Below are 21,037 nucleotides of genomic sequence, written 5' to 3'. Positions count from 1 at the left end.
GCCGCGGGCCTCGCCGCGCAGGGCTATCGGCCGTTCTGCGCGATATATTCGACCTTCCTGCAGCGCGCCTATGATCAGGTAGTACACGACGTCGCACTTCAAAATCTGCCGGTTCGCTTCGCCATCGACCGAGCCGGTCTCGTCGGCGCCGACGGTTCCACCCATGCCGGCAGCTTCGACGTCACCTACCTGGCGACCTTGCCCAATTTCGTCGTGATGGCGGCGGCCGACGAAGCCGAGCTCGTCCACATGGTGCATACCGCGGCACTTCATGACAGCGGGCCCATCGCGCTGCGCTATCCCCGCGGCAATGGCATCGGCGTGGAACTGCCGGCGCTGGCCCAACGGCTTGAGATTGGAAAAGGCAGGCTCGTCCGCCGCGGCAGCAAGGTCGCGATCCTGTCGCTTGGAACGCGGCTTGGCGAAGCGTTGAAGGCGGCCGACATGCTTGACGCGCGCGGATTGCCCGCATCGGTCGCCGATCTACGTTTCGCCAAGCCACTCGACGAGACGCTGATCGGAGAGCTGATGGCAAGCCATGAGGTGATCATTACGATCGAGGAGGGCGCCATCGGCGGTCTTGGCAGCCATGTGCTGACCATGGCGTCCGATCGAGGTCTGATCGATGCAGGGCTCAAGATCAGGACCTTGCGTCTGCCGGATATCTTCCAGGAGCATGACAAGCCCGACAAGCAATATGCCGATGCGGGTCTCGATGCCGATCACCTCGTTCAGACCGTTCTCAGGGTGCTCCGCCATAACGCTGTCGAAATCGAACAGGCGATCCAGTGATCGGGTATCTTCTCATCGCTGCCGCTCTCCCTGCTACCTGGGGCACCGCCGCTGCCGGTGCCGCGATCGAAGTAGCCGTAGGTGGCGTGCAATCGGCGCGCGGAAAGGTTCATGTCGATATCTGTGACGAGGCGACCTTCCTGAAGGATTGTCACTGGTCAGGAGAAGCGCCTGCGGCGAAAGGGACGACGATGGTCACGGTCCGCAATGTGCCACCAGGGCGATATGCAGCACAGGCATTCCACGATCGGAACGACAACGGAGACATAGATCGAGGTTTGTTCGGGATTCCGCTTGAGGGGGTCGGTTTCTCCAACGACGCCAAGATCCGGATGGCGCCCCCTAAATTCGCGGAAGCTGCTTTCGTCCATGCCAAGACGGATCAGCGGATCGGATTCCAGCTTCGATACTTCGTGCGGTAGGCCGCGTGGTGATCATCGGTGCTTTCACATGGCTGGCCACCGCCGCAGCTCGCCGACCGTTGATGGTTATAGCAGGCGCCATACTGCTCGTCTTTAGCGCTGCCACCTATGTCGCCTCCCATTTCGAGATGACCACTGACAGCTCCGCGCTGATCGCATCCGACGTTGATTGGCGAGTAAACGAACGGCGAATGGACAGCGCCTTTCCGGAAAATGGTGATGCGATACTGATCGTCGTCGACGGCGACACCGCCGAGCTGGCCGAGGCCGCAGCAGCCCGACTTAGCGCCCGGCTCGCTGTAGATCTCCGGCATTTCCGCCATGTCAGCCGTCCGGACGGCGGCGCCTTCTTGGCGCAGCAGGGGCTACTGTTTGAAACGCCACGCGACGTTCGAGCCGCGACGGCGCGCATGATCGAGGCCCAGCCGTTCCTGGGCCCGCTCGCCGCCGATCCCAGCCTACGCGGTATCGCAAATGCTCTGTCCACCATGTTGCGCGGGGTCGATAGCGGAGAAGCTTCACTCGATCGATTGGAGAAGCCGATCGCGGCTCTGGCGGACGCGCTTGCCACTCAAGCGAAAGGCCAACCGGCCCGCTTCTCCTGGCAGTCACTATTCTCCGACCGCGCTTCGGGCATGCAGCCGCCACGTCGGCGGCTCATTCTCGTACGGCCGGTGCTGGACTATGGTGCGCTGCAGCCCGGCTCTGAAGCCAGCGATGCTATTCGCAAAACCGCACGCACCTTGCAGCTCGATCGGTCCCACGGCGTTACGGTCCGGCTAACCGGCTCCGTGCCCCTGTCGGACGAGGAGTTCGCTTCGCTGGCGGACAAGGCGTGGCTGGTGGCCGGGGCGATGATTCTGGCGATGCTCGGCACTCTCGGACTGGCGACGCGATCATGGCGGGTCGTGGCGGCGATCATGGCGAGCACCGTCGCAGGATTGATCATGACCACCGCACTCGGCTTGGCGGCGGTCGGACGATTCAACCTAATTTCAGTCGCCTTCATCCCGTTGTTCGTCGGACTCGGCATAGACTTCGGTATACAGCTCGCGGTCCGATTCCAAGCGGATCACCGCCCCGGCGAAGAGCCGATAGCGGCTATCGCGGCGGCGGCCAGCGCGCTCGGTCCGGCGCTGTTGCTTGCAGCCGGCGCCATCTGCCTGGGCTTCCTGGCCTTCCTGCCAACCGCCTATGTCGGTATCGCTGAACTCGGAATCGTCGCGGCCATGGGCATGATCGTCGCGCTGCTCTGCAACGCTACGCTGCTTCCGGCTCTGCTCGTCCTCCTGCGGCCACCGCCACGCTATCTCGGCGTGCCGGACTATGTGGCAAAGCTGGACAGCTTGCTTATTCGCAGGCGCCGGCTCGTCCTGGGATTTTTCTGCTGGTCGATGGTCTTCAGCATCGCACTGCTGCCGCTCGTGCGCTTCGATTTCAATCCCCTTCACCTGCGCGCGCCGAGCGGCGAGGCGATGGCAACCCTTAACGATCTCATGCACGATCCGGACCGGAACCCCAATACGATAGACATATTGGCTCCCGATCTGCGCACCGCCCGGTCGCTTGCAGCACGCCTGGCGATGCTGCCCGAAGTCGCGCGGGTGCTGACGCTCGACAGCTTCGTCCCGGCTGATCAGGCCCCCAAGCTGGCGGCTGTCGCCGACGCACGGATGCTGCTGGATCTAACGCTGGATCCGATTATTCCCCTGCCCTCTCCATCGGACCCCCAATCCGTTGCCGCGCTCGGCGACGCCGCACAAGCGCTGCGGCGCGCTGCGGCGCGCGCGAAAGGATCATCGGCGGCCAATGCCTTACGGCTTGCAGCCGCCCTCGATCGGCTTGCCGCTGCGCCGCCTGAGGCGCGCCGTCAGGTCAGCACGATGCTCGTCGCGCCTCTGAACATACTCCTCGACCAGATGCGGGCGTCGCTTCGCGCCGCGCCGACGACATTGCGCGACATACCGCCGGAAATCCGGCGGGACTGGGTCAGCCCCGACGGTCGCTACCGGATTCAGCTTCTGCCGCAGGGCGATGGTAGCGACAATGCCGTGCTTGCACGCTTCACGCGTGCCGTAAGCGCAATCGTCCCCGATGCAACGGGAGTTGCGATCTCCACGCAGCGGGCAGCACATACGGTCGCAATCGCCTTCATTGAAGCGGGCATTCTTGCCTTGGCGCTCGTCAGCCTTCTGCTGCTCTTGGTGCTACGTGATATCCGGGAGGTGGCCTTCACGCTGGCCCCTGTCGTTCTCTCGGGCTTCCTCACGCTCGGCACATGCGTTCTGATCGGGCAACCGATCAACTTCGCTAATGTAATCGCCTTCCCCCTGCTGTTCGGGGTCGGTGTCGCTTTTCACATCTATTTCGTCATGGCTTGGCGCGGCGGCGCGACCGATCTCCTCCAGTCCAGCCTGGCACGCGCGATATTCTTTTCCGCTCTGGCAACCGGCACGGCGTTTGGCAGTCTTTGGTTATCAAACCACCCCGGCACAGCCAGCATGGGCAAGATCCTCATGATCTCGCTCGCCTGGACGCTGGTCTGCGCGCTGATATTCGAGCCGGCCCTGCTCGGGCCGCCTAGGAAGAGCCGGTGAGGCGCAGCCGGTCGGACCTCAGCGTGTTGCGGCGTCGAGCTTTGCCAGGCGCCGGGCGAGACCGCCGGCTCCTTCGCTCGCCACGCTGGCAGCAAAGTCAGCTCGCTGGACCGCGAGCTGACTGACGCCTTCCGATATAACGTCGACGATCTTCCATCCATCTGCGCTCTGGCGCAGCACATAGAGCAGCGTGTCACTGCTGCCCGGCGCCGTGATCCTGACGCGGACGATCTTGTTCGTGCCGCGATCAATCACGGCTGGATCAACCGTGAATGCTTCGCCGCGGAAGGCTACGAAATTGCGCGCTAGCGTGACGGCCGAATGTCGCGTGAGCGCGGCGATGGCAGCGTTGCGATCGACTGGCGTACTGGTCGACCATTTTGGCCCCACCACCAGTTGCGCGATGGCTGGCATGTCATAGAATTCGCGCACCAGCGTCTCGAACCGGTCCCGACGTGCCTGCAGGCCCAGGCGCGCCTTGAGAAGGGCGACTATACCCTCATTATAGGCCGAAATCCGCGCAGCAGGGTCGATTGCCCCGGCTACGGCCGGAACGGCGATGCTCAGCATCAAACCTGCCGCGATCGTTCGGATCATCATCGTTCAAGCCTCGTCTGTAGGGGTTGCATCTGGCCGTTCGGTGTGGGTGCTCTTTAATTAGCACTGCAACAATGCGGTTTTCCTGAACGGGTGGCGTCTGCGCTTTATGTGCAACGCAGCGCAATTAGGGTGGTCGCGGGCGTTCGATTGAAATATGGCATAAGTCGGTTCAAGTGGAGAGTTCTGTTGAAGATCATTCTCGCTCAGCCTCGCGGTTTTTGTGCCGGCGTGATCCGCGCGATCGATATTGTCGACCTTGCATTGGATCGAGTCGGCGCGCCGGTCTATGTTCGTCATGAGATCGTCCACAACCGCCATGTTGTCGAAACGCTTCGCGCCAAGGGCGCGATTTTCGTCGACAGTCTGTCCGACATCCCTGCCGGCGCCGTGACGGTGTTCAGCGCCCATGGCGTCGCGCGCGAGGTGGAAGCCGAGGCGAAGGCGCGTCAACTGCCCGTCCTCGATGCCACCTGTCCGCTGGTGAGCAAGGTCCATGCCCAGGGGCGGCACTATGTCGCTGCTGGCCGGACTCTCGTCCTGATCGGGCATGCAGGACACGCCGAAGTCGAAGGTACGATCGGTCAAATCGATGCTCCCGTCCATCTGGTCGGAACGGTGGAGGAAGTGGCCATGCTCGACCTCCCAGCCCATACCCCAGTGTCGTACATCACCCAGACGACTCTGTCGGTCGACGATACCCGTGCGGTCATCGACGCTCTTAAACTGCGCTTCGCCGATATCACTGGGCCAGAAACCGCGGACATCTGCTACGCCACCCAAAACCGGCAGACGGCGGTTCGCGATCTGTGCAGAGTGGCTGACCTGCTGCTCGTGGTCGGCTCGGCAAACAGCTCCAATTCGAATCGCCTGCGCGAGATAGGTCTCGAGACCGGGATTCCGAGCTATTTGGTCGCCGACGGGTCCGAGATCGACCTGGCCTGGATCGACGGCAAAAGCGTCGTTGGCCTGACTGCGGGCGCCTCCGCGCCGGAGGAACTTGTTCAAAGCGTCATATCGGCTATTGCAGCGCATATGCCGGTTACTGTCGAGACGCTCGACGGCGTCGAAGAAAAGGTGGAGTTCCGCCTTCCCCCCGCGCTGGACCGGCTCGCCGCTCGTATATAGGCCTCAGATATCATGGGAATCCCGTTCAGCCAGGTCGTCCGCATCGGCACGCATATAATGGGAAAGCATCTGCGTGGCGTGGAACGCTACCCGCTCGTGCTGATGCTCGAGCCGCTCTTCCGCTGCAATCTCGCATGCAACGGCTGCGGCAAGATCGACTATCCCGACGAGATACTGAACCAGCGGCTGTCCTACGAACAATGCATGGAGGCGATCGACGAGTGCGGGGCCCCGGTGGTCTCGATCGCGGGAGGCGAGCCCCTGCTCCACCGCGACATGCCGAAGATCGTGCGAGGCTATCTTGACCGCAAGAAGTTCGTGATCCTGTGCACCAACGCACTGCTGCTCCAGAAGAAGATCGATCAATATAAGCCCCATCCGGGTTTCACTTGGTCAATCCATCTCGATGGCGATCAGGGCATGCACGACAAGTCGGTGTGCCTCGACGGCGTCTACGAAACCGCGGTCGAGGCGATCAAGCTCGCCAAGTCGCGCGGGTTCCGGGTGTCGATCAACTGCACCTTGTTCAACGACGCCGATGCCGAGCGAACCGCGAAATTCTTCGACGGGATGAAGGCGCTGGGCCTCGACGGCATCACCGTGTCGCCGGGCTACGCCTATGAGCGCGCGCCAGACCAGGAGCATTTCCTCAACCGCACCAAGACCAAGGAGCTGTTCCGAGGCATCCTCTCGCGTGGAAAGGGCGGAAAGGCTTGGCCGTTCAGCCAGTCGACGATGTTCCTCAACTTCCTGGCCGGCAACGAGGCGTATAAGTGCACGCCGTGGGGCAATCCCACCCGTACCGTCTTCGGCTGGCAGAAGCCGTGCTACCTGCTCGGGGAGGGCTATGAGAAGAGCTTCGCCGATCTGATGGCGAACACGGCATGGGACGACTATGGGGTCGGCAATTACGCGAAATGTGCCGACTGCATGGTCCATTCGGGCTTCGAGGCGACGGCGGTGATGGACATCGTCAGCCATCCGATCAAAGCAGCGATGGTGTCGCTGCGCGGCATCCGCACCAGCGGACCGATGGCGCAGGACATCGATATCTCGAACCAGCGGCCGGCCAAGGAGGTCTTCTCGGGCCATGTCGAGCGCGAGCTTGCCCTGATCCGGAACGCCAAGAGCCGGAGCGCGGATTCGGTCGCAGCTGAATGATCTAGAGTCGGCACCCTTCTGCCCACAGCTTGCAAAAATTCTGTCGAACTTCTATCTTACCTCTATCTTACCTCTATCTTACCGAGGAGGTGCGCCATGGGCATGCAAGAGCGGCTTACCACCGTCTTATCCACCAAGGGGCAAGTCATTCTACCCAAGGCGATCCGCGACCAGATGCATTGGGCGCCCGGTACCAGGCTGACCGTCGAACATACGCCGGCTGGAGTGTTGCTGAAGGCGAGCCCGATCTTCCCTCCGGCCACGATAGACGAGCTCTTCGGTTCGTTGGGCTATGACGGGGCGCCTCTATCGCTTGACGACATGGATGCGGCGATAGCCGAGGAAGCCAGGCGCCGTGCGCGCGATTGATACGAACATCGTCGTCCGTTTTCTCACGGGCGACGACAAGATACAGGCCGATGCCGCTCGCGCGATCTTCGAAGGCGGCGACATCTTCATATCCTTGACCGTCCTCCTCGAAAGCGAATGGGTGCTGCGCGGAGCCTATGGCTTTCCGCCGGAACGGATCGCCGAAAAACTGGCGGGCATCGCAAGCCTGCCCGGCGTCTCGGCCGAGGAGCCGATGTTGTTGGCGACTGCGATCGACTGGATGCGCGCGGGCATGGATTTCGCCGACGCGCTGCACCTCGCCAAGGCCGGCGGATACACGTCGTTCGTCAGTTTCGACAGGAAGCTCGCCAAGGTGGCCAAAGGTCGATCGGCCGTTCCGGTGGAAACACCCTGACCCCTCCCTGAGAGGGCACTCCCTCAGCGAAAGGACGGAAAGCCGAGGCGGGGTCCGAACGCTCGGTTTCCTGATGACAGCGCACGAAACGCCTTCGCCGCATGGGCGATTGTGGTCAGCAGGTCGGGCAGTTGGCCGGGCCTCCGCAGAAGCGATCGGAGCATCGCCGTCCCGTCGATCGCGCCGCCCGGGCGCATGCTGACCGTAATCGCGTGCGGGAGCATGTGATCGACGCGATCGGATACGCATCGGATCACTGCGAAGGGCAGGCCGTGCCTTAGCGCGACCTTCGCGGCGATATGCGATTCCATGTCGACGATGCTGGCATCGGCCTCGAGGCCGAGCCGGCGCTTCTCGGCGACGCTGTCGATCATCCGGCCATCGGCATAGGCGATCCCGGTCCGTGCGCCGTGCAGGCGAGCAAGCGCAGCGTCACGCCAGGTAGCGTCGGTTTCCGCGGCGATCGCACCAGCCAGATGGCTGGCTATCACCCAATCGCCGATATCGAGGCCGTCGCGTAGCGCACCTGCCAGCCCGAAGCTGACGATGCCGAGCGCTCCTTCAGCCTGGGCTTCGAGCTTGGCTTCGAGCTCGGCCTCGACACCCCCGCCGGCCACCACCACAACGCCGGGCTGCGCGACGATCTTCGCCTCGCGCTGAAAACCGGTCGCGATCAGCAGGTGCGGCAAGCCTACATTCCCCAGCTGACATGGCGCGCATTGCCGCGCTTGAGATTGCGGTAGCGCGCGAGCGCCCAGAGCGGAAAAAATTTGGGATAGCCATGATAGCGCAGATAGAAGACCCGCGGAAAACCGCCGCCGGTGTAGAGATCCTGCGCCCATAGGCCGTCGGCGTCCTGATGCTGCTGGAGCCAGACGATGCCGCGCGCAACCGAGGGGCTGTCGACTTCGCCCGCCGCCATCAGCCCGATCAACGCCCAGGCCGTCTGCGATGCCGTCGATGGCGCCGGCTGGTGGCCGGTGCGATCGAGGGCATAGCTATTGCAGTCCTCGCCCCATCCGCCATCGGGATTCTGAATATCGATAAGCCAATTCACTGCGCGTCGCACGACCGGCGCGGTCTGGTCGATCCCGGCCGCATTCAGCGCCGAGAGCGCCGACCAGGTCCCGTAGATATAGTTGACCCCCCAGCGGCCGAACCAGCTCCCATCGGGCTCCTGCTCCTTTTCCAGATAGGCTATCGCCTCCGCCATCGGCTTGCTGTCGAGCCCGTGGCCAAGCTGGGCGAGCATCGACACGCACCGCGCGGTGACGTCCACGGTTGGCGGGTCGAGCAGCGCACCATGATCGGCGAAGGGGATGTTGTTGAGATAATGATGGCTGTTGTCGGCATCGAACGCCCCCCAGCCGCCGTCGCCACTCTGCATTCCCAAGGTCCATTCGACCGCCCGGTCGATCGGCTCGCGATCCTGGTCGATGGCCGCGCGGTCCATCGCCATCGCCACCACTGCGGTATCGTCGAGATCGGGATAATGCGGGTTGGCATATTGGAAGGCCCAGCCGCCGGGCCGGACATCGGGGCGCTGCTCGGCCCAGTCGCCCTTGACGTCGAGCACCTGGCGCGGCTTGAGCCAGTCCAGCGCCCGTTCCGCCCGCGCGCACATCGGTGCGCTGCCGACTTCCAGCATCGCATGCGCGGCAAGCGCGGTATCCCACACCGGCGACACGCAGGGCTGGCAGTAGATTTCACCGTCGTCGCGGCGCACCAGCAGGTTCTCGACCGATTTCCGCGCGATCGAGCGGTCGGGATGATCGGGCGGATAGCCGAGCACATCGAACATCATGACGCTGTTCGCCATCGCCGGATAGATCGCGCCTAGGCCGTCCTCGCCGTTGAGCCGTTCGGTGACGAAGGCGATGCAGGCGTCGACCGCGCGTTGCCGCAGCCGCTTGGGCCAATAAGGCGCTAAAGGCTTGAGGATCCTGTCGAGCAGGCCGAAGCCGGCGGTCCACAGCCATTTGCCGCCGCTCGCGCGCGACAGAGCGGACGGGGTGCCGCTGTAGAGCTCGTCAACCCGGACGCCGCGCCGATTACGCGCAACAGGCTTGAGCGCCTGCAGCACCAGCAGCGGCACGATCACGGTGCGCGCCCAATAAGACATGCGCGATAGATGGATCGGGAACCAGCGCGGCAACAGGATCAGCTCGACCGGCATCTCCGGCACGGCGGCCCACGGCCCCGCCCCGTAGAGTGCGAGCTGGATGCGCGTGAAGACGTTGCTCGCCTCGGCCCCACCATGCGAGAGCACGGCCATGCGCGCGCGCTTCATGTGCGGTGCATCGATATCGTCGCCGATCATCTTGAGCGCGAAATAGGCCTTCACCGTCGCGCTGACGTCGAGTCCCCCGTCATGGAACAGCGCCCATCCGCCATGCGCGCCCTGGATGCGGCGCAGATAGCGGCCGATGCCGGCCTCGAGCTCGAGATCATCGGGTTCGCCGAGGTAGTGGCGCAGCAGGACATATTCTGCGGGGATCGTGCAGTCGGCCTCGAGCTCGAACACCCAATGGCCGTCGTCGCGCTGGAGGGCGGCAAGCGCGCCTGCCGCCCGATCGACCGAGGCGTCGATCGCGTCGAGGCTGTGGGCGGCGACATCAGTTCGCAACATCACGTCCATCCATCGTTCGCACCGCGGCCGCGGCGGTTTCGCCTGAGAGTATTGCGCCCTCGATCGTGGCGGGAAATCCGGTTTGCGTCCAGTCGCCCGCAAGCAGCAGGTTACGCCACGCGGTGACGGCGCCGGGGCGCAGCCGATCCTGCTCGGGCGTGGCGGCGAAGGTCGCGCGCTTCTCGGTGACGATCTGCCAGGCCGGAAGGCCGCTGGTCAGCCGATAGGCTTTGGCGACATCGCGCCAGATCCTGGCGGCAAGCGCCTCGCGCTCCTCGCCGAGCAGGGCGCCGGCGGCGCTGATAGTTACCGATATGCGGTCGGGAAAGGCGAAAATCCATTCGGCGGTGCCGCCGATCACCCCGATCATCATCTCGGCATCCGCCGGCGGAGCATGACGGAAATGCGCGTTGACGATCGCTTCATGCGCGTCCGGTACGGTGAGCCCGGGCAGCAGCGCCGACGCCGACCAGGACGGCACGGCGAGAATCACCGGTTCGTCCGGAGAGATGGTCTCGGTGCTGTCGGCGAAATCTAGCGACACGACGCGATCGTCCGCGCGACCGATCGCGCGCAGGCGGCGACCCAGACGGATCGACGCGCCATGATCGCCGAGCCAGGCGAGCGCGGGCTCCACGAAGGCTGCGGCCAGCGTCGGCGTTGCTATGCGGGGACAATAGGCATTGCCGCCGCGCGCCAGCGTCTCGCGGATCACCGCGCCGGCCAGCCTGGCCGACCCCTCGGCGGCGCGCGTATTGAGAGCCGCAACGAGGAAAGGTTCGAGCAGCCGCTGCCAGAGCGGGCCGCTGGTCTCGATGATGTCACCGACCCGCAATTCGGGCGCAGCGCGAAGCAGCTTGGCGGCGGCGAGATAGTCTCGGATCCTCGTGCCGGGCACGCGCCGCTTCGGCGCTGCGACCCACCAGGGGATCGGGCCGCCATTGGGCGCGATCGTCCAGCGGTGGTCGTCGGCGAGATCCACGAAGCCGAAGCGCGCGCTGCCAGGGCCGGCGAGAGCGTCGGTCGCGCCGATCGTCGCGAGATAGCGCATCACCGCGTCATTTCCCGACAGGACGAGGTGATTGCCGTTGTCGATCGTCAGCCCGAGCTGGGGGTCGTGATAGGAGCGGCAGCGTCCCCCGGCCTGGGGCGCGGCTTCCGAGAGGGTGACGGCATAGCCGTCCCTGACTAGGGCGATCGACGCGCCCAGTCCCGCCAGTCCAGCGCCGATCACATGCGCTCGCCTCACCGACTGAGCCGCATCCGCGCGAATATCCACAGCAGGGCGAGCTTGTTGTGCCGCACCCGCCGCCGCGGCGCGGCCCACCCGGCCTTTTCCATCCGCCGCAACAGCCGCGCATAGGTGGCGGCCATGAGCTTCGGCGCGAGCAGGTGGCCACGCGGACGTGCGGCAAGGATGTCGTCCGCTTGGGAATAATGAAGCGTAGCGATCGCCGCGACCTCACGGCACGCACGGTCGATCCGCGGGTCGTGGAGCATGGCGCCCACGTCGCCTAGCGTCATGCCCGCCGCGCCGACCGGCTCGATGGGCAGATAGATGCGTCCGATCGCGGCATCTTCGTCGATATCACGCAATATGTTGGTGAGCTGGAGCGCGCGACCCAGATGGTGCGCCAGCGCGACGCCCGGTTCGCGCTCCATGCCGAAGATGCGTACCGACAGCCTGCCGACCGCCGAGGCCACCCGGTCGCAATAGAGATCGAGCAGGTCGAGCGTCGGCCAGCATATATCCCGCTCGACATCCATCGCCATGCCGTCGATCACCGCCATGAAGTCGTCGCGGTCGAGGCCGAACCGCGCGATCGGCAGGGCTAGCCCGGCGGCAAGGCCGCCCTCGCGGCCGGCATAGAGATTGTCGATATCGCGGCGCCAGCGATCGAGCTCGCGTGCGCGTGCGCGGCGGTCGACCTGCTGATCGTCGGCGATGTCGTCGACCTCTCGGCAGAATCGATAGACCTCGAACATCGCTTCGCGCTCAGCGGCTGGGAGCACCTTCATGCCCAGATAGAAGCTGCTGCCCGATGCGGCCGGGGGCGTGGCGGTGGTCATCGCAGGAGCAGCCTCGGCAGCGCCGCGATGGTAGCAATCAGCAGCGCTTCGAGCTTGCCATGGGCAATACGTGTGGCGAGCGGGTCGCCACACCGCAGCCGTGCCGCGAGACTGACCGCCAAGCGCTGGATCACCGCAATCTCGATCCCGAGCCGCCGGTCTGTCACCGATCGGGCGAACCCCGCCGAGTGGGCAAGCAGGCTCTGGGTTTGCTCGGCCAGGGCGGCGATCACATGGCGCAGTGCGGGTGTCGCGCGATCGGCGGCGAGACTCTCGACCGTCTCGCCGGCAGCGCGCAGCATGTCCTGCGGCAGATAGACGCGATCTATTTCGCGATAATCCTTCCCGCAGTCCTGCAGATGGTTGATGATCTGCAACGCCGCGCACAACGCATCATTGGCGGGCCATGTCGCCCGGTCTTCGCCATGAACGTCGAGCACGAAGCGGCCGACCGGCATCGCCGAGTAGCGGCAATAGTCGATCAGATCTCCCCAGCTTTCATAGCGTGCCTTAGTCACGTCGCGGCGAAACGCCTCGAGCAGGTCGAGCGGATGACGGCGGTCTAGGCCGCGCTGGTCGATCGCCCGACGCAGCGCCAGCGCGGACGGATCGGCATCGGTTTCTCCAGCGATCGTCGCGCGCATGGTCTCGAGTCGGGCAAGCTTGTCGGCGGGCGGCGCGGCCGGATGATCGGCGATGTCGTCGGCGAGCCGCGCGAAGCGGTAGAAAGCCATGATCGGCACGCGGTGCGCTGGCCTGATCAGCATCGACGCTACCGGAAAATTCTCGTCTTGATGCCCTTTGCCCGAGGCATAGGCCGCCGCTTCGCTCATGGTCGCAACTGCGCCTGCAGCCGGCCTTTCCACATCCCGCCGCGGCCCTGCCAATGGTCGAGCGCCGAACGGAAGGTCGCGCCGACGTAGAAGATCGCGATCGCCGGAAGGGCCAGGCCCCATAGCGGCGAACGGCGGTAGAAGCGCAGTGTCGGCTGGAAGGCGATCGCCATCATCGCCCAAGCCGAGAGGCCGGCGATCCGCGCTGCGCCCGAGGCGAAGATCGCAAGCAGCGGCGGCGCAATGTAAACCAACGCCATACCGGCGAGCGTGCCTGCGAGCAGCAGCGGCGAGTAGCGAAGCTGGGCATAGGCCGATCGCGCGATCATTGCGCCGATCGGACGCCAGCCGCCATAAGGGCGGATGCTTCGCGAGCGCCGGGTAAGCGATAGCCGGATCGGCCCCTGCCGCTTCATAAGCAGGCCAAGCGCGCAATCGTCGATGATCGCGTCGGCGATCGCCGCGACCCCGCCTGCCCGCTCGAACGCGTCACGCCTGAGCAGCACGCATCCCCCTGCCGCACCGGCGACCGGCGAGGTGGGTCGGTTCACCCGCGCAAAGGGATAGAGCATCTGGAAGAAGAAGATGAACGCCGGTATCAGCGCGCGTTCGGCGAAGCTGGTACAGCGTAGATCGGCCATCAGCGAGTTGAGCACCAGATCGTCGGCCAGCGACCGCGCGACCAGCGATCGCGCAGTGTCGGGAGCGTGTACGATGTCGGCGTCGGTGAACCACAGATAATCCGCTTGCGCGCCCGCCCGCTCGCTGCCCTGCGCCAGCGCCCAAAGCTTGCCGGTCCAGCCGCGCGGCGGCGACGTGGCCTCGATCACGGTCAGCCGATCCGATCCCAACCTATCCGCCATGTCCCGCGCGATTCGGCCGGTGCCGTCGCCGCTGCCGTCGTCGACCAATATGATGCGTAGGCGACCGGGATAATCCTGGGCGGCCAGCGACCCGATCGACTCGGCGATCACATCGGCTTCGTCGCGCGCTGGGACGATCACCGCCACGTCCGGCCAGGCCGCGGGCGGCGGCGCGAGGCCATCATCGCATTCGGCAGCCCACCAGAAACGGCCATGCGCGACGAGCAGGTAGAGCCAGACCACCAGGGTCGCGGCGCCTGCCAGCGCCGTAATCACGCGATCATTCCCTCGGCACGGAACCAGCGCAGCGCGTCGGCGATCGCCTGCTGATAGGGTCGGGCGCGATAACCGAGTTCGGCTTCGGCGCGCGCCGAGCTGTAGAACATCCGATGGCGCGACATCCGCAGCGCGTCGCGCGTCAGAAAGGGTTCGCGTCCCGTAAACCGCGCGACGGTTTCGGCAATCCAGGCGAGCGGAATCAGCGGCGCACGTGGCAGCGCGATCGTCGGCGCCTTGCCGCCGGTCTCCCGGGCGATATCGGCGAGCATCTGCTGCAGCGATACATCCTGCCCACCCAATATATAGCGCCGGCCCGGAATCCCCTGCTCGAGCGCGGCGACATGGCCCTCCGCGACATCGTCGACATGGACGAGATTGAGCCCGGTATCGACGAACGCCGGGATCCTGCCGCTCGCCGCATCGACGAGGATCCGGCCTGTCGGCGTTGGCCTGACATCGCCGGGGCCGATCGGCGTCGACGGATTGACGATCGTCGCGGGCAAGCCGCGCTCCGCGACCATTGCCTCGACAAGGCGTTCGGCGGCGACCTTGCTGCGCTTGTAGCTGCCGATGGCAGTCCCCTCGGTCAACGGCCTGCCTTCGTCGGAGGGCCGATCGCCGGCCGGTGCCAGCGTCGCGACGCTGCTCGTATAGACGATGCGGCGGACCCCGGCGGCCAGCGCGCCCTCCATGACGATGCGGGTGCCCTCGCGATTGTTGCGGACGATCTCTTCTCCGCGGGGGACCCAGAGCCGATAGTCGGCGGCGACATGCGCAAGCGCGTCCATCCCGTCGAGCGCCATGGCCATCGTGTCGCGATCCCGCATGTCGCCAAAGACGATCTCGCCGGGGAAATCCCGCATGTTGGCAGACGGGCTCGATCCACGCACCAGGCCACGCACGCGATAACCCCGGCGCGCGAAGGCGCGTGCGACCGCAGCTCCGACGAAACCCGATACGCCTGTCACCAGAATCGTTTCTGCCATGCCGCCCAGTATCGCATCTCCGCGCCGCGCCGCGGCAACATACCGCTATGCTGCGGCGAAGCTGCTGGCAACCTCCGGCGGCTAGGCTAAACCGGCTCGCGTGATCGCGAAACTCCTCATCCCCATGCTGGGCGTGTTGACCATGCTAGGTATCGCCTACACGCTCGCGGCGGCGGCACTGGTCGCGCGGCTCCACCGCCGGCGGAACGAAGAAGCGCCGGCACCTCCGCAGGCGGTAACGATCCTGAAACCGCTGTTCGGCGCCGAACCTAGGCTCGTCGAGAACCTCGAAACCTTCCTCCGACAGGATTGGGACGCACCGATCCAGCTGCTCTGCGGCGTGCATGCCGCTTCGGATCCCGCCTTTGCCGCCGTCGAGGCGCTGAAGGCGCGCTATCCCGAACACGACATCGCCTGCGTCGTGGATGATCTGCGGCACGGCGCCAATGCCAAGGTCGGCAACCTGATCAACATGCTTCCTGCAGCCCGCCACGACATCCTGATCCTCAGCGACAGCGACATGTCGGCAGGGCCCGACTATCTGCGCCGCGTCGTCGCCGCACTGGACGCACCGGACGTTGGCGCGGTGACCTGTCTATATCGGGGCCGTGGCGACACGGGCGTCTGGTCGGTGCTGGGCGCCGCCGGGCTGAGCTATAACTTCCTGCCCAGCGTGATCGTCGGTCTCGCGCTCGATGCGGGCGACGTCTGCATGGGGTCCACTATCGCGCTACGGCGCGCGACGCTCGATCGGATCGGCGGCTTCACCCGCTTCGCGGACCGGCTTGCCGACGATCATGCGATCGGCGGCGCGGTGCGGGATTGCGGGCTCGCTGTCGTCGTACCACCGATGGTGATCACCCATGCCTCGACAGACCAGAGCCTGCTAGCGCTGTTCCGCCACGAACGCCGCTGGGCGGCCACCGTGCGCCAGATCAACCCCGCGGGCTATGCCGGGATGATCGTCACCTTCCCGCTGCCCTTCGCGCTGGCATTGCTGGCTTTCGCGCCTTGGGCCGGTGCCGTGCTGCTCGTCATGGCCGTGGCGACGCGGGCGATGCTGATCGCGAGCGTCGACCGTCTTTGCGGCGCGCGATCGGCGCCGCTATGGCTGTTGCCGATCAGGGACATCCTGTCGTTGCTCGTCTTTTTCGCGGGCCTAGTGACAGGATCGGTTGAATGGCGCGGTGAGCGGCTTAGAATGCGCGATGACGGCAGGATTGCGGCCGATGCGGAGATGACAGGATGATGCGTACGCTCTTTCTCCAAGGTCCTTCGTTCGATGGCTATGACGGGGGAGCCGGCGCCCGCTACCAGATGAAGCGCGAAGTGAAGTCTTTCTGGTATCCGACCTGGCTGGCGCAGCCCGCGGCGATGATCGACGGATCGAAGCTGATAGACGCGCCCGCGCACGACCTGTCGTGGGACGACATCAAGCACGAAGCAGATGACCGCGACCTCGTCATTCTCCATACGTCCACGCCTTCTTTCCGGCAGGACATCCAGACCGCCGAACTGCTCAAGGCCCGCAACCCCAGGCTGATCATCGGGATGATCGGCGCGAAGGTCGCGGTCGAACCCGACAAGTCCCTCGCCGCATCGCCCGCGGTCGACTTCGTCGCGCGCAACGAATTCGATTTCACCATCGTCGATGTCGCCAGCGGCATGCCGCTCAGCGATGTGATCGGGATCAGCTACCGCAACGCATCGGGCGAGATCGTCCACAACGCCGATCGGCCGATCCTCGAGAGCATGGACGATCTGCCGTTCGTCTCGCCGATCTACAAGCGCGACCTGACGATCGAGAAATATTTCGGCGGCTATCTGCTCCACCCCTATGTCAGCTTCTACACCGGGCGCGGCTGCAAGAGCCGCTGCACCTTCTGCCTGTGGCCGCAGACGGTGGGCGGGCATAATTACCGCACCCGTTCGATCGCCCACGTGATCGAAGAGGTGAAATATATCCAGCGCGAGATGCCCGAGGTTAAGGAGATATTCTTCGACGACGATACGCTGACCGACAATCTGGCGCGGGTCGAGGAACTGTCGATCGAACTCGGCAAGCTCGGCGTCACCTGGTCATGCAACGCGAAGGCGAACGTTCCCTACAAGACGCTCAAGGTGATGCGCGAAGGCGGCCTGCGCCTGCTGCTGGTCGGCTATGAAAGCGGCAACCAGAAGATCCTGCACAATATCAAGAAGGGCCTGCGCGTCGACGTGGCGAAGCAGTTCACCAAGGACTGCCATGCGCTCGGCATCGTCATCCACGGCACCTTCATCCTCGGCCTGCCCGGCGAGACCGAGGAGACGATCGAGGAGACGATCGAATATGCCAAAGAGATCAATCCGCATACCATCCAGGTTTCCCTGGCGGCGCCTTATCCGGGCACCTTCCTTTACAAGCAGGCGGTGGAAAATAACTGGTTCGACGGCAGTGACCATCTGCTCACCGATGGCGGCACCCAGATCGCACAGCTGAGCTATCCGCACCTGCCGGCTTCGGTGGTGTTCGACAAGGTCGAAGAGTTCTACCGGCGCTTCTATTTCCGCCCGTCGAAGATCTGGTCGATCGTCGCCGAGATGCTGCGCGATTGGGACATGATGAAGCGCCGCCTGCGCGAAGGCGTAGAGTTCTTCAACTTCCTCCGTCATCGCAAGGACGTCGCGGCCTGAGCCTGCCATGATCACCGGGCTGATCGTCACCGCCGACGATTTCGGCGTCGACGAAGCCGTCAACGAGGCTGTCGAGCGCGGGCATGGTGAGGGCATCCTCACCGCGGCGAGCCTGATGGTGACGGGCGCAATGGCGGCAGATGCCGCTGCGCGGGCGCGGCGACTGCCCGCGCTGGGCGTCGGGCTCCATATCGTGCTGGTCGACGGCCGGCCCGCCTTGCCGCGTGAGAAGATCCCCGATCTTGTCGATGCCGATGGCCGATTTCGCACCAACATGGTTCGCGCCGGCATCGACATCTTCTTCCGTCCCACCGTGCGACGGCAGCTTGCCGCCGAGATCGAGGCCCAGTTCGCCGCTTTCGCCGCGACCGGGCTCGCGCTCGATCATGTCAACTCGCACAAGCATTTTCATCTTCATCCGACGATCGGCGGATTGATCCTCAAGATCGGCGCCCGTTACGGCCTTCGCGCGATACGCGCCCCGGTAGAGCCCGGCGCGGTGATCCGATCGATAGAGGGCGGCCGCCCCGGTTTCACCGAGCGGGTCGCGGCGGCCTACGCGCATCGCACACGCCGCCGCGCGGTCGCTGCCGGCCTCGTGGTGCCCGATCAGGTTTTCGGCCTCGCCTGGAGCGGCGCGATGACCGCCGCTCGGCTGGCTGCCTTGATCGAGCGCTTGCCGGCGGGACTCAGCGAAATCTACCTCCATCCGGCGGCCGATGATGCGTTCCCGGGCCATGTGCCGGGATATGCCTATCGCGACGAATTGCAGGCCCTGCTCGACCCCAATGTCGCGCGGGCCGTACGCGGCCTGCATCGTGGCCGCTTTGCCGATTTTGGCCGATGAGCGTGGAAGAATGACGATTTTCCGGCGCTGGCCCGTCCTCCTGGCGCTCATCGCCGGTCTGTGCCTAGCCGCCTGGGTCATCATGTCCGTCGACGTTCACGCGATATTGAAAAGCGTTGCGCAGGTCGGCGTGGGGGGCTTCCTGCTGCTCTGCCTCGGCCTGGCCGGCGTGCTGCTGTTGCTTGGAGCGGCGCTGTTGGTCTCGATGCCGGGCGAACCGCTCCATCGTCTTCCGTTGTTCCTATGGTCCCGCACCACGCGGGAGGCGGCGAGCGACCTGCTACCTTTCTCCCAAATCGGCGGGCTGGTAGTCGGCGCACGCGTCCTGCTGGGCGGCGGCATCGCATCTAGGCGGGTCTATGCGGCGATGATCGTCGATCTCACCACGGAGATGCTGGCACAGCTTTTCTTCACCCTGTTCGGCCTCTGGATGTTAAGCACTATGCTGCTCTATCCCGTCGCCGCCCATGCACTGCGTCCGCTCGCTTGGGCCGGGGCGGGCGCGGCGCTGGCGATAACGCTGGCCTTCGTACTTCTGCAGCGCCCCGCGCTGCGCTTCATGGGGCTAATGGCGAGCCGTATTCTGCCCGATACGCAGGCCGGCATCGACGATATTCTCGCCCAGCTCGCGATATTCTACCGCGATCACCGCGCCCTGATCGCGTCGCTCGCACTCAACCTGCTTGCCTGGACCGCCAGCGCGGCCAACGCATGGCTGATCCTGTGGCTGATGGGACGCCCGATGCCGTTCGCGCAGATCGCCGCACTCGAAAGCCTCATCTTCGCGCTGCGTTCGGTGGCGTTCGTGATCCCCGGCGCGCTCGGCGTGCAGGAGGCGGGCTATGTGCTGCTTGGCCCGGTATTCGGATTGCCGCCGAGCGCGGCAGTGACGCTGTCGGTGATCAAACGCGGACGCGAACTCGCGATCGCGGTCCCGGCCATCCTGCTGTGGCAGCTGTCCGAACTGCGCTCGCGTTGGCAACATGTCCGCGTGACGCAGGACTAGGGGGACGAGAGACACTCAACGATCGCGATTGACCACATAGAATGCAATATCGCGCAACAGATCGGCCTCTTCGCCGAAAGGTGCCAGCCTATCAACCGCCTGATCGACGAGTGAACGAGCCTGTGCTCTCGCGCGATCGGTTCCCAGCAGTGACACGAAAGTCGCCTTGCCCGCCGCAGCGTCCTTACCCACTGCCTTGCCGAGCGCCGCCGCATCCCCCTCGACATCGAGCAGGTCATCGGCGATCTGGAAGGCAAGACCCAGCTCATGGGCGTAGCTATGCAAGGCCTTGCGTGAGGCGGGCGACGCGCGGCCCAATATCGCTCCGGCTTCAACTGAAAAGGCGATCAAGGCACCGGTCTTCAATTGCTGTAGTTGGATTATGCTCGATAGATCGAACTTCGAAGTCTCGGCTGCCATGTCCAGAGCCTGCCCGCCGACCATGCCTGATGCCCCCGAGGCGCGCGCGAGCGCGGCAATCAGCTCACTGCGAACGAATGGATCTTCGCTCGTTGCGTCGCTGGCTAGGACTTCGAACGCCAACGCCTGGAAGGCGTCTCCTGCAAGAATGGCCGTCGCCTCATCGAACGCTTTATGCACCGTCGGGCGGCCACGCCGCATGTCATCGTCATCCATCGCGGGTAGATCGTCATGGATCAGGCTGTAGACATGGATCGATTCAACGGCGAGCCCGGCCCTGAGGGCGCGGTCACGATCAACCGCGAACAGTTCGGCCGATGCGCATGCGAGCAGTGGCCGCAGGCGTTTGCCGCCGCCGAGCGCGGCATGGCGCATCGCCTCATAAAGCGGGCGGCGATTATCTTGCGGCGGCGTCAATAGGGCATCGAAGAGTGTATCGATTTCGCTGGCGATCCGCTTAATTGCGAGATCAAGACGGTCAGCTATCATGCTGGCTCGCGAGCCAGCGCTGCTCAGTCTGTTTTCAACTTCGCCAATCATCCTTGCCTCGATCTTGATCTTGTAGGCGACTTCGGGGGCCAAATGCCTTGCCATCTTTGGTTTGCCGTCTCCACAGCGTCAAGGGCGCGCCGCGGTTACGCGCGACGTGGCTAATGCACGATCTATCGGGCGATCATTGGAACAAAAACCGTGCTCCAGCACGGTCGCGCTCACAATACCGCTTGCGCCTGCGCGGCTTCGGCAGCTTCGATCTCGGCGGCCTTGGCTTCGACGAGCCGGACGATGTGCTCGACCATGTCTGCATCCTGCACGGTGTGATCGGTAACGCCCGACAGATAGACCATATGCTTGCCGGCGCCGCCGCCGGTCAGCCCGATGTCGGTTTCCCGCGCTTCGCCCGGCCCGTTGACGACGCATCCGAGCACCGACAGCGAGAGCGGCACGCGGATATGCTGGAGCCGCTCCTCGAGCGTCTGCACGGTGCGGAT

At 64.8% G+C, this 21,037-nt stretch carries 21 protein-coding genes; 11 read left to right on the top strand and 10 right to left on the bottom strand.

What is annotated here, in order from left to right:
• The 3 genes from AAC645_RS19720 to AAC645_RS19710 all read left to right on the top strand — a co-directional run.
• Positions 1–792 (top strand): transketolase C-terminal domain-containing protein (locus AAC645_RS19720; RefSeq protein WP_340318284.1); only part of this gene is annotated, 792 nt, incomplete at its 5' end.
• A complete protein-coding gene (locus AAC645_RS19715) occupies positions 789–1,214 on the top strand; it encodes a DUF2141 domain-containing protein (RefSeq protein ID WP_340318283.1) in 426 nt (141 codons plus the stop codon). The genes AAC645_RS19720 and AAC645_RS19715, both read left to right, overlap by 4 nt.
• 8 nt (positions 1,215–1,222) lie before the next feature.
• Positions 1,223–3,811 carry an MMPL family transporter gene (locus AAC645_RS19710; protein WP_340318282.1) on the top strand — a complete coding sequence of 863 codons (2,589 nt, stop codon included), beginning with the start codon at positions 1,223–1,225 and terminating at the stop codon, positions 3,809–3,811.
• A gap of 18 nt (positions 3,812–3,829) precedes the next feature.
• Here AAC645_RS19710 and AAC645_RS19705 read toward each other — a convergent pair whose 3' ends face one another.
• Positions 3,830–4,411, bottom strand: coding sequence for an ABC transporter substrate-binding protein (locus AAC645_RS19705; protein WP_340318281.1), 582 nt, complete (start codon positions 4,409–4,411; stop codon positions 3,830–3,832).
• Positions 4,412–4,594: 183 nt separating this feature from the next.
• On the opposite strand from AAC645_RS19705, the gene ispH reads away from it, so the two are divergent.
• The 4 genes from ispH (at position 4,595) to AAC645_RS19685 (ending at position 7,442) form a co-directional block, all read left to right on the top strand.
• Positions 4,595–5,536: a 4-hydroxy-3-methylbut-2-enyl diphosphate reductase gene (ispH, locus tag AAC645_RS19700; RefSeq protein ID WP_340318288.1), complete on the top strand. Its 942-nt coding sequence runs from the start codon at positions 4,595–4,597 to the stop codon at positions 5,534–5,536.
• A gap of 12 nt (positions 5,537–5,548) precedes the next feature.
• Positions 5,549–6,697 (top strand): adenosyl-hopene transferase HpnH, encoded by a 1,149-nt coding sequence (hpnH, locus tag AAC645_RS19695; protein WP_340318280.1) that lies wholly within the window; start codon positions 5,549–5,551, stop codon positions 6,695–6,697.
• Positions 6,698–6,793: 96 nt separating this feature from the next.
• Positions 6,794–7,066, top strand: a complete 273-nt coding sequence (locus tag AAC645_RS19690) for an AbrB/MazE/SpoVT family DNA-binding domain-containing protein (RefSeq protein WP_340318279.1) — start codon at positions 6,794–6,796, stop codon at positions 7,064–7,066.
• Positions 7,053–7,442, top strand: a complete 390-nt coding sequence (locus tag AAC645_RS19685; RefSeq protein ID WP_340318278.1) for a type II toxin-antitoxin system VapC family toxin — start codon at positions 7,053–7,055, stop codon at positions 7,440–7,442. The genes AAC645_RS19690 and AAC645_RS19685 overlap by 14 nt, the downstream gene beginning before the upstream one ends.
• Before the next feature lie 23 nt (positions 7,443–7,465).
• On the opposite strand, the gene AAC645_RS19680 is transcribed toward AAC645_RS19685, so the two are convergent.
• From AAC645_RS19680 to hpnA, 7 genes are read right to left on the bottom strand one after another with little or no spacing between them, the layout of a single operon-like run.
• Positions 7,466–8,131 (bottom strand): phosphorylase family protein, encoded by a 666-nt coding sequence (locus tag AAC645_RS19680; protein ID WP_340318277.1) that lies wholly within the window; start codon positions 8,129–8,131, stop codon positions 7,466–7,468.
• A gap of 2 nt (positions 8,132–8,133) precedes the next feature.
• Entirely contained in the window at positions 8,134–10,071 is a 1,938-nt protein-coding gene (gene shc / locus AAC645_RS19675) for a squalene--hopene cyclase (RefSeq protein WP_340318276.1), read from the bottom strand.
• Positions 10,058–11,320 (bottom strand): hydroxysqualene dehydroxylase HpnE, encoded by a 1,263-nt coding sequence (gene hpnE / locus AAC645_RS19670; RefSeq protein WP_340318275.1) that lies wholly within the window; start codon positions 11,318–11,320, stop codon positions 10,058–10,060. The genes shc and hpnE overlap by 14 nt, the downstream gene beginning before the upstream one ends.
• Positions 11,317–12,141, bottom strand: a complete 825-nt coding sequence (hpnD, locus tag AAC645_RS19665; protein ID WP_340318274.1) for a presqualene diphosphate synthase HpnD — start codon at positions 12,139–12,141, stop codon at positions 11,317–11,319. The genes hpnE and hpnD overlap by 4 nt, the downstream gene beginning before the upstream one ends.
• Positions 12,138–12,974, bottom strand: coding sequence for a squalene synthase HpnC (hpnC, locus tag AAC645_RS19660; protein ID WP_340318273.1), 837 nt, complete (start codon positions 12,972–12,974; stop codon positions 12,138–12,140). Before hpnC ends, hpnD begins: the two co-directional genes overlap by 4 nt.
• Positions 12,971–14,113 (bottom strand): glycosyltransferase, encoded by a 1,143-nt coding sequence (locus AAC645_RS19655; protein ID WP_422785866.1) that lies wholly within the window; start codon positions 14,111–14,113, stop codon positions 12,971–12,973. Before AAC645_RS19655 ends, hpnC begins: the two co-directional genes overlap by 4 nt.
• Entirely contained in the window at positions 14,110–15,102 is a 993-nt protein-coding gene (gene hpnA / locus AAC645_RS19650) for a hopanoid-associated sugar epimerase (protein ID WP_340318272.1), read from the bottom strand. The genes AAC645_RS19655 and hpnA overlap by 4 nt, the downstream gene beginning before the upstream one ends.
• A 100-nt stretch (positions 15,103–15,202) precedes the next feature.
• Here hpnA and hpnI point away from each other — a divergent pair, with 100 nt between their 5' ends.
• The 4 genes from hpnI to AAC645_RS19630 are packed head-to-tail and all read left to right on the top strand — an operon-like array spanning position 15,203 to position 19,628.
• Positions 15,203–16,351 (top strand): bacteriohopanetetrol glucosamine biosynthesis glycosyltransferase HpnI, encoded by a 1,149-nt coding sequence (gene hpnI, locus AAC645_RS19645; protein ID WP_340318271.1) that lies wholly within the window; start codon positions 15,203–15,205, stop codon positions 16,349–16,351.
• Positions 16,348–17,775: a hopanoid biosynthesis associated radical SAM protein HpnJ gene (gene hpnJ, locus AAC645_RS19640; protein WP_340318270.1), complete on the top strand. Its 1,428-nt coding sequence runs from the start codon at positions 16,348–16,350 to the stop codon at positions 17,773–17,775. Before hpnI ends, hpnJ begins: the two co-directional genes overlap by 4 nt.
• Positions 17,776–17,782: 7 nt before the next feature.
• Positions 17,783–18,622 (top strand): hopanoid biosynthesis-associated protein HpnK, encoded by an 840-nt coding sequence (gene hpnK, locus AAC645_RS19635; protein ID WP_422785865.1) that lies wholly within the window; start codon positions 17,783–17,785, stop codon positions 18,620–18,622.
• 10 nt (positions 18,623–18,632) lie between these two features.
• A complete protein-coding gene (locus AAC645_RS19630; protein ID WP_340318269.1) occupies positions 18,633–19,628 on the top strand; it encodes a lysylphosphatidylglycerol synthase domain-containing protein in 996 nt (331 codons plus the stop codon).
• Between the two features lie 15 nt (positions 19,629–19,643).
• On the opposite strand, the gene AAC645_RS19625 is transcribed toward AAC645_RS19630, so the two are convergent.
• A complete protein-coding gene (locus AAC645_RS19625; RefSeq protein WP_340318285.1) occupies positions 19,644–20,537 on the bottom strand; it encodes a polyprenyl synthetase family protein in 894 nt (297 codons plus the stop codon).
• A gap of 221 nt (positions 20,538–20,758) precedes the next feature.
• Positions 20,759–21,037, bottom strand: a 279-nt coding sequence (locus AAC645_RS19620) for a flavodoxin-dependent (E)-4-hydroxy-3-methylbut-2-enyl-diphosphate synthase (RefSeq protein WP_340318268.1), incomplete at its 5' end; no start/stop codon positions are given.

This window comes from Rhizorhabdus argentea, assembly GCF_037861105.1.
GTDB classification, from domain to species: domain Bacteria; phylum Pseudomonadota; class Alphaproteobacteria; order Sphingomonadales; family Sphingomonadaceae; genus Rhizorhabdus; species Rhizorhabdus argentea.
Note: the sequence above shows the minus strand (reverse complement) of the source record. Positions and strands in the feature narration are given on the sequence as shown.